Below are 11882 nucleotides of genomic sequence, written 5' to 3'. Positions count from 1 at the left end.
CGCTACGCCATGTTGTGTTGCTGTAGCTGCATCTCAAGCACAGCGTTCTTGATCCATGTGCGGACCGCAGCCAACCGCTGGCTCAACCGGCGGGTTTCGTGGATGACGCTCCAAACTTCGCGGTGAACCGGTGATGTATCCGGCATGGTTTCCAGCTGGCCGCCTTCGCGCATGATAACCGATGGGCCCACCGTGGCATGGCCCGTTGCTATCGCGGCTTCACGGGCTGCGGCATATGACGACACGCGCAAGATCGGAGGCTTTCCGAAGTGCCCAACGCCGCCACGCATGTCCGGCGTCCAATCCAGGTCTTCTTGCAGACCAATCCATTCTTTCGGTTTCGTTCCGCGTAATTGGACCAAGTCAAAAGAAATGTCCGCAATTTTGCTGGTAATGAGATGGCCTTCTGTCGGCCGACCAAAACGCAATGCGATGTCTGCTTCGCCATACGCCAAAGACAACCGTCGATCCGCGGCGACCAGCGACAATTTCGTATCGGGAAAGCAATTCATTCCGCTTTCAATTTTCGGCGACAGATAATGGGTCAACAAGAATTCAAGCGACGTAATTACAATTGTCTCGCACTCTGTAGAACCACCTTCACCAAGTTGAAATTGATCCAAACCCTTTTTGAAATTCTTTGCTAAGGTCGTCAGTTCTTCGCCCTGCGTCGTGAGAACCCATTTCCCACCCTTCTGCATCTTGAACAGGTCTGTCTCGAAATGGATCGCGATCCGCTTAATATGTCGCGAAACCGTCGTAGGGTCTGTTCTCAATAGTATAGCGGCCTGCTTCATTGTTCCGCCTTCTTTCAAAGCCAGCACATATTGCAGGTCGTTCCAATCCATCATTTCGGTTGATCCCCATCATGGTAATTCCAAAACTAACCATTTGACGTATGGGGCATGCCTAACGATCAGAGAACAGGTGCAAGAGACTAAGAAGCGCCCCAACAGCGCATTTAACCTGCCCGTAAGTATAGTGCGCATATGCGCATTACCCACAGATATCCGGCTGCAGAATTGCAGAGGTACTGCTGCAAATGTTCACGTCGCCATGAGGAATGTTGTTACGTAAGGTAACGATACGAAAGAGTAGGATACAAAATGACTTACAAAACGCCAACGCAACGCAACCCGCGCTACCTGTCTATACCGACACTTATGGCGTCGCTTGTGTGTGCACATCTCGTGCAGATGGCTTGCGAGCCTCTAGGACTTAACGCACTCTCTTGTATCGTCGCCTACTTGCTTGGCCTTGCGCTTCCCATCGTCTTAAAGCGCGCCTTGATGCCTGACGACGAATACGCTGACCGTGGTTCGCTAGACCCAAACGACGTCCACAGGCTACCAACCAGCCGTTTTATTACGACCCCCAATGAACGTGCCCCATAACCACAGTGACCGCTCACAGAGTACGTAACCCACTGAATGCGCTACTCCGCACAGTGAACCTACAGGGACTTCGGTCCCTGTTTTTTTTGTTTGGGATTGGAAAGGTGAGACGGCTTAGACGCCAGCAGCCAATACCGCTACGCCCAGATAACTCGCAAAAAGAACCATAGAAAATAAACGCATCTGAACTGCCTCGGTATGTCTTGTCTCGTTTTTTGCCTTGATATCGCCTTATTCACAGAACCGTGAGGGGAAAAATCACAAGGTGACGCCATGTCTTGTGATTGTGGTCAACACGTAACACACTGGGTAGACCACCCACAAAGGATGCCCCCATGACCGACACCCCCCAGCCCGACGACCGCCATGCAATGAAAATGGCCAAGAAGAAGGCCGCGCGCGATAAAATCATGGCGACAAAGACCGACAAAAAGGGTCTTGTGATCGTCCATACTGGTAAAGGTAAGGGTAAATCGTCTGCTGCCTTCGGGATGATTTTCCGGTGCATTGCGCATGATATGAAGTGTGGCGTGGTTCAGTTCATCAAAGGCGGTATGTCAACGGGCGAACGCGATCTGATCCTGTCGAAATTCAGCGACGAATGCGCATTCCACACGATGGGAGAAGGGTTCACCTGGGAAACCCAGGATAAGAGCCGTGACACCGAAATGGCACAAGCAGCATGGGCCAAGGCGAAAGAACTGATCTTGGACGAGACCAACAAAATGGTCCTGCTGGACGAGATCAACATCGCGATCCGCTACGATTATGTGGATATCAACGAAGTCGTGGAATTCCTTGCCACCCAAAAGCCAGACATGACGCACGTCGTGCTAACAGGCCGCAACGCCCACGCCGACCTGATCGAAATCGCGGACTTGGTGACCGAAATGGAGCTGGTCAAGCACCCGTTCCGGTCAGGGATCAAAGCGCAAATCGGGGTAGAATACTAAACCCTTCCTGCGCGAACCCCCTTAGATCGCGAACACGACGCTTAGCATTGTGCCATCGTTTTGCGTTTCATAGTCAAGGTGCCCGTTCAATTGCACCGCGGCAGCAGACATCAGGCGTGCGCCCATTCCGCTGCGCCCGTCTGCCTCTGCATCGTGACCGCCGTCTTTGCCCACGCCGTTATCACGACAGGTCAACCGCCCTTCAGCCTGATCTGTCGTAAGCGCGATTTCCACGACACCCGCCCGCCCGTTAGGAAAGGCATGCTTGATGGAATTGGCGACAAATTCACTGACGATCATCCCCAACGCAGACGCCTTGCGCGCATCAAGCGCCACATCAACCGCATCAACTGTCATCTCGACATTATCAGGGGCAACATCGGCAAGCAGTCGCACCACCCGATCAAGATACGGCTTGGTATCAACCGAATTGTGTCCTTTGCTGCCCATCAGTTCACTGTGCAGCGTCCCTACGGCGGAAATCCGGCGTTCAACCGTATCCAGTACACCTTGCGCATCGACGTCGTCGATACTGCGGGCCGCGACGCGCAAAACCGATGCAATCGTCTGCAAGGAATTCTTCACGCGGTGATCCATCTCGGCCTTCAGCGCTTCTTCCAACGCGAGCCGTTTGCGCAGTTCAAGCTGCACCATCACTTGGCGCGATAGCGTCTTCAGTGATTGCTTCTGAAACTCCGTCAATTGCCGCGGTTTGTGATCCAGCACACAAAGCGTCCCGATTGGCATGCCGTCAGGGGCCACCAAATTCGCCCCTGCGTAGAACTGCACGCCAACCTCACCAGTATGAAGTGGGTTATCCGCTGTGCGCTGGTCCTTGGACATGTCGGAGACTTCCAAGAAGTCATCTTCCAAGATCGCATGCGAGCAAACAGATTGGTCCAATGTCGTTTCCGTCGGATCAAAACCAACGCGCGCCTTGAACCACTGGCGGTCATCATCAACCAAACTGATCAGCGACACGGGTACGTCACAAATAGCCGATGCCAAGGCAACAATATCGTTGAAATCGGCCTCATTCGCGGAGTCGAGAACGTCGTACGACGCCAAAGTTGCAAGACGTTGATCCTGTTGGGGATGTTTTTCAGCTAACAACGAAGCGGTCCTTCATAATATAAGGCGTGATCCCTGATAATGGTAAATGCTTTTGACGTTTGCAATGTACCATTCGCAGGCTTTCCATTTACCTTTGGTCAAGCTGATCACTCAACAGTCACTTGCCCAAAAAAGCGACAGGCTTTACCGATGCCTTGAGGCCGTACAACTTGTGCAAGGGGAACGTCATGTCCAAGCAACCTGCCGCCCCCGTTGTTGATGGGCCCATGCAGCAGACCTTTCAACCGCTTTTGAAGCTCAGCCACCTTACCCCTGTTGCCGAAGGATCGCAGCGGATCATCTACGTGCACCCGACCGATCCAACCAGACTGATCAAAGTGCTCAAACCCATCGCAGACACCAAGCGCCGCGCGAAGCTCGCCACGTTTACGGAACGCCATTTTCCGAGCATCCGCACCCGCTGGACCCGTAAGGAATATGGCGAATACCTGCGTATGATGCTCCGCATCGCCCCCACCGATATTCCGCCCATTACGCATATGTACGGGTTTGTACAGACGGATAGGGGACTGGGATGCATTTCAGAAAATGTCACTGACGGTGGGCTTGGTCAGACGCTGCACGCGACCAAGGACAATCTGAGTGCCACCGATCTTGCGTTGTTCAACGACACCATCGCACGTCTGTACCGTTTTGGCATTCGGGCCGGTGATATGACCGCACGCAATTTCGTGTTTGGCCATCGCGACTACGCAGGCCAACAGGGGCCGCGAGAGTGTGTTCTTGTGGATGGGTTCGGCGATATTCACGCGATCCCCGTCAGATCCATCAATGATTGGTGCAACGCGCTGGGTCTTGACGATAGCTGCAAACGTCTTGCTGCGAAAACCGGCTTGCGGTGGGACGCCAAACAACGTCAATTTAGTCTGAACTAGACAGGAGTCCCCGATGCCAAAACACCGCGTCCTCACCGAATTTGGCATGGGCACGTCGCTCCGCCGTCAGGATTATACCCAAGCGGCCAAACGGGCGCTGCAAGACGCGCTATGGCATAATTCCATCAACATGGCCGAACTCTTTGGGTTCCCGAAAGAAGCCATGATCATTGACGTAGAAATTGCGGTGCAGAATCCGGATCAAGTCGATACCGATGCGTTACTCGATATCTTTCCTTACGGACAACCCAGTGTGACGGTACACCATGGCGGGCTTGATGTGCCGCGCCCTGACGGCAAACCAACAGTCATCGCCAACGCCGCGATCAATGTGTCGTTTATGATGGAGCGGACATAATGGACCAGCGCGTTATCATCGAAATGGGTATGGGCAACGATCTGCACGGCATGGATTACCAAAAGGCGGCCAAACGCGCGATTGAAGACGCGTTTCGCCATTCGACCCTACCCTTGTTTCAAAGCATAGACCTGCAAACCGACACGATGCGGGTTCAGGTCACGGTTGGCGTGCAGGAACCAGACAAACTGGACACTGAAGCACTCGCAGAGATGCTGCCGCGTGGACGCGCCGCGGTCACGGCAATCAAAGGCGGACAGAACGTAGCGAACGCAGAAACCGGTGACACGGTAGTAATCGCAACAGCGGCAATCGAGGCGTTTTTGCCCAGTCAAAAAGACAACTGGCAGCAAAGCGACGCCTAACCGCGTCTTTTGGCCCCCAATCTCCTTTGCGAGGCATAATCGCAGGGCCGGATGGCCCTGCAAACAATCGTGTGCGCATCTGCGCTCAATCAGGTCGCGTCACTGCACAGCCTTTTCAGTTGGAAAACCCGGCAGTCAGATTAAGTCCTTTAGCAACAGATTACGAAGGATGAACACATGACTACGCTTCTTGGCATATCAGGCGCTTTACGCGCAAAATCCACTAACACCATGCTCGTGCGCCACGCAGCACAAGTATTCGGCGCAGATACGTTTATCGAAGCTGACCTGCGGGTTCCGCTTTACGATGGTGATCTCGAAGAAAATGAAGGCATTCCTGCTGCCGTCCAGACACTGACCGATCAGATTGCACAGGCAGACGCGGTGATCATTTCGACACCCGAGTACAACAAAAATATCCCCGGCGTGTTGAAGAATGCGTTTGACTGGGTCAGCCGGACAGAAGGCGCGCCGTGGGCAGACAAACCCGTTGCTATCATGTCGGCCACAGCCGGTCGATCTGGCGGTGAGCGGACACAAACACACCTTGTCTCAGTCCTTGCGCCATTCCGGCCAAAACTGATCCTTGGGCCAGAGGTTCTTGTTGGCGCAAACTACGAACAATTCGACGAAGGCGGTTTGCTGAAAAACGAAGTGAACCTCAAAGCGCTCAACGATTTGATGGATCGGTTGAAAGCTGCAATTTAAGCGCGGTTCGATATCTCGATCAGGTTTCCGTCGGGGTCATTGATATACAAAGAAACGATTGGCCCCGCAGCGCCTGTGCGTGCGATGGGGCCTTCGAGAACCTTGATCTCACGTTTATCGAAATGGGCGTGCCACACCGAAAGCTGGGTTTCGCTAAGAAAACACAGGTCCGCACTGCCCGTCGTCGGAGTCATGGCATGGGGCGCGAATGGCGAAACTGCTGGATGCAGGTTGATCTTCTGATCCCCGAACTTCAGCGCCCAGCGCGTTGACCCATCGGCAGGTTGGAATGCTTCTGCCGTCATACCCAAAATCCGCGTGTAGAATGCGATGCTGCGATCAACGTCCGCGACGGTCAAAACCAGATGATCAAGCGACGTGACTGCGGGCATTTGCACCCTCCTTCCATTCGGGTTAGGCCACATCATGCAGTCGAAAACCCATCAAACGCAATCCATCACCGACACGCTTGATCCGGCGCGGGCCGCGGCCTTGGAAGCTACGCTTGGACAAACACCGTCGATCCAAAGCGGTGATGCCTTGCCGCCATTTGCCCATCATATCTATTTTTGGGATGCCCAGACGCCTGACGCGCTTGGCCCCGATGGCCACCCTGCGACGGGCGGGTTTATCCCTGACCTCGGATTGCCGCGCCGCATGTGGGCCGCGGGTCGGATTGTGCAACATCAACCGTTGAAGGCAGGCATCAAGGCCGAAAAAGTCAGCACCGTGGAAGCCGTGACGCGCAAAGACGGGCGTTCAGGCCCGTTGGCATTTGTCCGCGTCCGTCACGACATCAAACAGCGTCACGCCTTGGCCGTGACGGAATGGCAGGAACTGGTGTATCGCCCGCAAGACGCGCAGCCAGCCGACCCAACACCTGCGCCGAAGGTTGCGGCGCATTCCGAACCGCTCGCATTCACGTCGACCCAGTTGTTTCGGTATTCCGCCCTGACATTCAACGGCCACCGCATTCACTACGACGCTGACTATGCACGCGATGCCGAAGGTTACGCCGGTCTTGTTGTGCATGGCCCATTGTTGGCGCATCTGATGATGCAGCTAGCCGTCAAACTGCGCGGCGGTTTCACCGATTTCAGCTATCGCGGATCGTCCCCATTGATCTTGGGGGAAACAGCCACGCTTTGCGCCAATGACGGCCAGTTTTGGGTGCGTGGCGGCGATGGTCGGTTGTGCACAAGCGGTCAAATCACCGCCTAAAGGTTCTGATCCGCCTGAAACGCATCAGGAATGCGGTCGACGCCGTCTAGGATCAGATCGGCCATGACCTGTCCGACCAATGGCGCCATACCAAAGCCGATCTTGAACCCGCCATTGGCTACAAAAGCACCGCCGTCGAACGGATGACGCCCCAACATCGGCGCACGACTGCGGCTGCGCGGGCGGACCCCCGCCCAGCGTTCAATCACCGGTGCGCCTGATAGCACAGGGAACGCCGCGATGGCGCGGGCGTGGATGTCATCCAGTTGCGCATCCACGGCGGTTGGATCATCAAACTCACGCTCGGACGTGGACCCGACCGCGACCGTGCCGTCCGCATGCGGCACGATATGCAAGGCGTCGGCAAACAATTGCGGTGCGCCGATTGCTGCGTGTTGCAACAACAGCGCTTGGCCCTTCACGCCGTTACCGATCTGGCGCGTATGACGGTTTGTCATGTCGACCAACCCTTGCCAGCCTGTGGCCCATACGACCTTGCCCTCGGCCTTGCCGTTAGTTTCGATCCGCCCGCCAAGTTTTAGGATTGCTGCGGCCAACGCTTTGGTCGCCCGTCGCGGATGGATCAAACCGGACAACGTATCGCGCACGACAAAACCGGATGGCGACGGCGGGATCCATGCCCCGAGTGTATCCGCAGGAACCACGCCCCAGATCGCCCGACCTTCCCACAGTTCTGCTGCTGAGACGGCCCGCTTACGTGCCAAATCCACAGCGGCATCATCCGCCAATGGCTGCAAACGCCCCGAGCGTGCGTAACCGACGTCCTGTCCGGTCAATGCCTGCACTTCGGTCCAGAACTTTTCAGCCATCATCAGGCTTTCGAATTGAAACGCTTTCTTACTGTTCCAGTTTTCCGGCACATGCGGGGCCAATGCGCCAACCAGACCACCGCTGGCCCCTGACGCCACACCGTTGGGATCAATGATCTGCACCGCTGCACCGCGCACCGCACAGGCATATCCGACCGAAAGGCCAAACACCCCTGCCCCCATGATCGTCACATCTGCGATTGCCATCGTCGTATTATCCCCGCAAAGATGCCTTAACCCCAAGACACATGCGACACGTAAGGCAAAACCCCATGCGCGACCAGACAACTGACCTATCTTGGCGCAAAACCGAACTGGGGGACGTGCCTGTTTCGACCCAGTTTGATGACCCGTATTATTCGCTGGATAACGGTTTGGCGGAAACGCGGCATGTGTTCTTGGATGGCAACGATCTGCCTGCGCGGTTTGGTGGGCATATTCACATTGCAGAGTTGGGATTTGGGACAGGGCTGAATTTCCTGACGACTGTTCAGGCGTGGATCGACACAGGCCGCAAAGGCACGTTCCATTTCACAAGTTTCGAAGGGTTTCCGCTGACAGCCGACGTAGCCTGCACCGCCCATGCCCCATTTCCCGAATTGGGTGATCTCGCACCGCAGTTATTGTCGATTTGGGATGGCGCGATGGAAGGCCCCGCGATTTACGCGCCGGGCGTAACGCTAGAAGTGATCACTGGCGACGTCCGCGAAACCCTGCCCGCGTGGAACGCGCAGGCCGACGCCTGGTTTCTTGACGGATTTTCGCCCGCCAAAAACCCCGAGATGTGGGGGGCAGACGTCATGCAATCCGTCGCCGATCACACCGCCCCGCAAGGTACCATCGCCACATATTCTGCGGCGGGCCATGTCAGGCGGGCGCTGGAAGAGGCTGGGTTGACCGTCACGCGTACACCGGGCTTCGGCCGCAAACGTCATATGACCCGTGCTGTGAAAGACATCTGATGCAGTCCAATAATACGCGCCTTGGTATTCTGTACATGATCGGGACGACATTCGTCTTTGCCCTGCAAGACGGGATTTCGCGCCATTTGGCGGGCGAATACAACGTCCTGATGATTGTGATGATCCGCTATTGGTTCTTTGCCGCCTTCGTCATCGCCATCGCCCGCCGCCAAGCCGGGTCGATCAAGGCAGCAGCGGCGACCAAGCAGCCCGCGTTGCAGATATTTCGTGGCCTTTTGCTGGGTGCCGAGATTTGCGTGATGGTCACGGGGTTTGTCCTGTTGGGCCTTGTCGAAAGCCACGCGATTTTCGCAAGCTACCCACTGATCGTTGCCGCCCTGTCCGGTCCGATCTTGGGTGAAGCTGTCGGGTGGCGCAGATGGGCCGCGATTGGTGTGGGCTTCATCGGTGTGTTGATCATTCTACAACCGGGTATCACCGTCTTTGCTCCTGCCGCGATTGTTCCGTTGATCGCCGCTCTGATGTTTGCGCTTTATTCGCTGCTGACCCGTTATGCGGCGCGGAAAGACACCGCCGCCACCAGCTTCTTTTGGACAGGCACGGTCGGGGCAGTTTTGCTGACCGCCATCGGCATTTCATCGTGGGAACCGATGACCGCCCCTGATTGGGCGTGGATGTCAGCACTGTGTATCACTGGCGCGCTTGGGCATTTCCTGCTGATCAAATGCTATGAAGTGGCCGAGGCCAGTGCTGTGCAGCCCTTCGCCTACCTGCAATTGGTCTTTGCCAGCACGATTGGGATCATTGTTTTTAGCGAAGTGTTAGAGCTTCACGTGGCAGTGGGCGCGGGTCTTGTCATCGCGTCGGGGCTGTTTACCGTTTGGCGGGCAAGGCAAGCTGCCAAGACCTAGTTGCCCGGACGCGATATTGGTCTGATCCCCGGTACGCCATTTGGTGTTGGAACGGGGGCGGGTGCCGCGATAGCTGGTGCGTCAGACGTTGAAACGCTGAGCGGTTCTTCAACGGGCTGCGGCACCGGTCGGATTTGCGGTCGCACCAATGGCTTGTCCCCGACCAACAAAGCCGTAAACGCGATGGGGCCTGTCTGTCCGGTCAGACGCGCACGATAGACAGGGATCGATTCAGTGACCCGCATGACGTAATTGCGCGTTTCGCGGAACGGGATGTGTTCGATCCAATCCACCACATCCGCTTCACCGATCCGTGGATCGCCGCGCTGGTCCATCCATGACCACGGCCTGCTGGGGCCTGCATTGTAACCGGCTGCGATCTGGACAGGTGAAAAGCCGAACTGGTCTTGCAGCACAGACAGATACTTTGATCCAAGCTGGGCGTTGTAGGTCCAATCGGACGTTAATCGCGCCTTGGAATAGGGAAGATCCAAGAACCCTGCGACTTCTTGTGCCGTCGCGGGCATCAATTGCATCAGGCCCAGCGCCCCCACGGGGCTGCCTGCACCTGCGTTGAATTCGCTTTCACGCCGCGCAATCGCCAAGGACAATGCGGGTTCAACCGGCAAGTCCATGTCGGCGACGCCGTGCATCGGGAAATAAGCGGATGGCACAATGATCCCCCGCGCCGCTGCCGCTTTGCCAAGCAAGACTGCGTAATATGAATGGTCCATCTCTTCCATCAGAGCCGCCAAACGCCCCGTATCATCCGCGTCCAGCTGTCGGCCGAGTTGCGCGAAGAACTGCGTGGCCAGCCCTCGTTCGCCCGCCTCAAGCAATGCAAGGGCGGCAATCACGAGTTCATTCTCTAAAACATCAGCGCCTTGCCAATCCTGCGCATCCGCCCGCCCCGTCAAAGCAGGATCAAGAGCCATGCCCAATTGTTCGCCCGCGAGCAATCCGTAGAAGCTGGTTTGATGATCCGACGCTTCGGCATAAGCAAGCGCCGCTGCATTTGCATCACCCAGCGCCTGATAGGCACGCCCGCGCCAGTATCCCGCACGTCCGAGCGAGATCGGCGTATCGACGGCAGCTACCATTGCGTCAAAATGAGACAACGCCAAGGTCGCATCATCGAAATAGCGCAGTGCAATGTAGCCCGACAGCCATTCCAGATCGGCGTAAGAACTGCCTTCGGTTAGGAAATGGTTGGACGCGAGATCATAGGCGCTTTGAATACGGCCTTCGCGCATTTCCCAACGCGCCAGAACACGGCGCCAACTTGACCACCGGAATGGTTCGCCTAACGCATCTTCCGACGTTGATCGACCTTTCAGGATCGCGATCGCCTCTGTCCGCTCGCCATCGCTGGCAAGCCAGTTGTAACGGTCATAGGCCAATCCGGCGTTTGTCCGCAACGCAGCAGGCACGGCGGCGATGGCGTCATTGATCCCACGTTCACGAATGTAGGCGATCCGCGCCGCGACAAGTGCGGCCTGATCATCATCCAACAAAGGTATCATGCGCGCCGCTTCATCGGTCAGCCAGCGCCACAACAGATTGTCGGCACGTTCGACGTGATGGGGTGCGACTACGTCCGCGAAACCATCGAGAATGGCGGTTTGATCCTCAGCCAATAATCGCAGGTTCAGCCACGCCGCGATGATCACGTCTTCTGCCGCGTCAGGATCACCCTGCACAATCAACGCTTCGGCAAGGCGCACTGCCCCTATGCCCGTTTCCGGCGTCCGGTCACCGAACCACGCGATGATGTCGGCGGCATCGCCACCTTTTTCAATCGCGCGCTCTGCTCTTGTATATAGTCGCGTTTGTCCGGGCCAATCCGGATGATTGTCTAGGAAAGTGCGGTAGTCATCGAACGATCCGTTACCGTCACGCAATTGCATCCACGTCAGGACATCCCGCGACACGGCGTCATCGACGCTTTCAAAGGCGGCTTGATAGTCACCATCATCTGCCAATTGGATCGCAGCCACCAAGGCCGCGTCGCTGTCTTGTGCGACGGTCGCCGTTGCGCCGATGGCGATAGCAAGAGCAGATAGGATCAAACGCATGAACAAAGGCCTTTGGAGAGGTGTATCATCAAAGTAAGTGTCTTAGGCTAATACACAATGCTGAACTTGTTCATCGGCGGAAAGCTGTCTAGGTTCCGCGCGACTTCAAATGGGGCGAATCTGCCCCTCGCACAT

12 protein-coding genes and 1 pseudogene are annotated in these 11882 nt (G+C 56.2%); 8 read left to right on the top strand and 5 right to left on the bottom strand.

Annotation, left to right across the window (positions count from 1 at the left end; all coding sequences use genetic code 11):
* Positions 1-2: 2 nt before the first annotated feature.
* Positions 3-851 (bottom strand): LysR family transcriptional regulator, encoded by an 849-nt coding sequence (locus tag K3729_03390; GenBank protein ID UWQ99853.1) that lies wholly within the window; start codon positions 849-851, stop codon positions 3-5.
* Positions 852-1729: 878 nt separating this feature from the next.
* On the opposite strand from K3729_03390, the gene cobO reads away from it, so the two are divergent.
* Complete coding sequence (cobO, locus tag K3729_03385) at positions 1730-2347, top strand: cob(I)yrinic acid a,c-diamide adenosyltransferase (protein UWQ99852.1); 618 nt, start codon at positions 1730-1732, stop codon at positions 2345-2347.
* A 21-nt stretch (positions 2348-2368) separates the two neighbouring features.
* Here the strand turns inward: cobO and K3729_03380 are convergent, their stop codons facing one another.
* Entirely contained in the window at positions 2369-3460 is a 1092-nt protein-coding gene (locus K3729_03380; GenBank protein UWQ99851.1) for an ATP-binding protein, read from the bottom strand.
* Between the two features lie 227 nt (positions 3461-3687).
* Here K3729_03380 and K3729_03375 point away from each other — a divergent pair, with 227 nt between their 5' ends.
* From K3729_03375 to K3729_03360, 4 genes are all read left to right on the top strand, one after another.
* Entirely contained in the window at positions 3688-4356 is a 669-nt protein-coding gene (locus tag K3729_03375; GenBank protein ID UWR00923.1) for a PhoP regulatory network YrbL family protein, read from the top strand.
* A 13-nt stretch (positions 4357-4369) separates the two neighbouring features.
* Positions 4370-4714, top strand: coding sequence for a Lin0512 family protein (locus tag K3729_03370; protein UWQ99850.1), 345 nt, complete (start codon positions 4370-4372; stop codon positions 4712-4714).
* Positions 4711-5079 (top strand): Lin0512 family protein, encoded by a 369-nt coding sequence (locus tag K3729_03365; protein UWR00922.1) that lies wholly within the window; start codon positions 4711-4713, stop codon positions 5077-5079. The genes K3729_03370 and K3729_03365 overlap by 4 nt, the downstream gene beginning before the upstream one ends.
* Positions 5080-5256: 177 nt before the next feature.
* On the top strand, positions 5257-5787 hold the full coding sequence (locus K3729_03360) for an NAD(P)H-dependent oxidoreductase (protein ID UWQ99849.1): 531 nt from the start codon (positions 5257-5259) through the stop codon (positions 5785-5787).
* On the opposite strand, the gene K3729_03355 is transcribed toward K3729_03360, so the two are convergent.
* The gene (locus K3729_03355) at positions 5784-6179 is read right to left on the bottom strand and encodes a VOC family protein (GenBank protein UWQ99848.1); all 396 of its coding nucleotides are present in this window, start codon (positions 6177-6179) and stop codon (positions 5784-5786) included. The genes K3729_03360 and K3729_03355 overlap by 4 nt on opposite strands.
* A 34-nt stretch (positions 6180-6213) precedes the next feature.
* Between K3729_03355 and K3729_03350 the strand changes: the two genes are divergently transcribed.
* Positions 6214-7008 (top strand): acyl dehydratase, encoded by a 795-nt coding sequence (locus tag K3729_03350; protein UWQ99847.1) that lies wholly within the window; start codon positions 6214-6216, stop codon positions 7006-7008.
* Here the strand turns inward: K3729_03350 and K3729_03345 are convergent.
* Positions 7005-8045, bottom strand: coding sequence for an FAD-binding oxidoreductase (locus K3729_03345; protein ID UWQ99846.1), 1041 nt, complete (start codon positions 8043-8045; stop codon positions 7005-7007). The genes K3729_03350 and K3729_03345 overlap by 4 nt on opposite strands.
* Positions 8046-8110: 65 nt before the next feature.
* Here K3729_03345 and mnmD point away from each other — a divergent pair, with 65 nt between their 5' ends.
* On the top strand, positions 8111-8800 hold the full coding sequence (gene mnmD, locus K3729_03340) for a tRNA (5-methylaminomethyl-2-thiouridine)(34)-methyltransferase MnmD (protein ID UWQ99845.1): 690 nt from the start codon (positions 8111-8113) through the stop codon (positions 8798-8800).
* The gene (locus K3729_03335) at positions 8800-9672 is read left to right on the top strand and encodes a DMT family transporter (protein ID UWQ99844.1); all 873 of its coding nucleotides are present in this window, start codon (positions 8800-8802) and stop codon (positions 9670-9672) included. Before mnmD ends, K3729_03335 begins: the two co-directional genes overlap by 1 nt.
* On the opposite strand, the pseudogene K3729_03330 reads toward K3729_03335, so the two are convergent.
* Positions 9669-11821, bottom strand: a pseudogene (locus K3729_03330) (lytic transglycosylase domain-containing protein). The gene K3729_03335 and the pseudogene K3729_03330 sit on opposite strands and share 4 nt — an antisense overlap.
* Positions 11822-11882: the final 61 nt, after the last annotated feature.

The sequence above is a fragment of the Rhodobacteraceae bacterium S2214 genome, from assembly GCA_025141675.1.
Classification (GTDB): Bacteria; Pseudomonadota; Alphaproteobacteria; order Rhodobacterales; family Rhodobacteraceae; genus Yoonia.
Note: the sequence above shows the minus strand (reverse complement) of the source record. Positions and strands in the feature narration are given on the sequence as shown.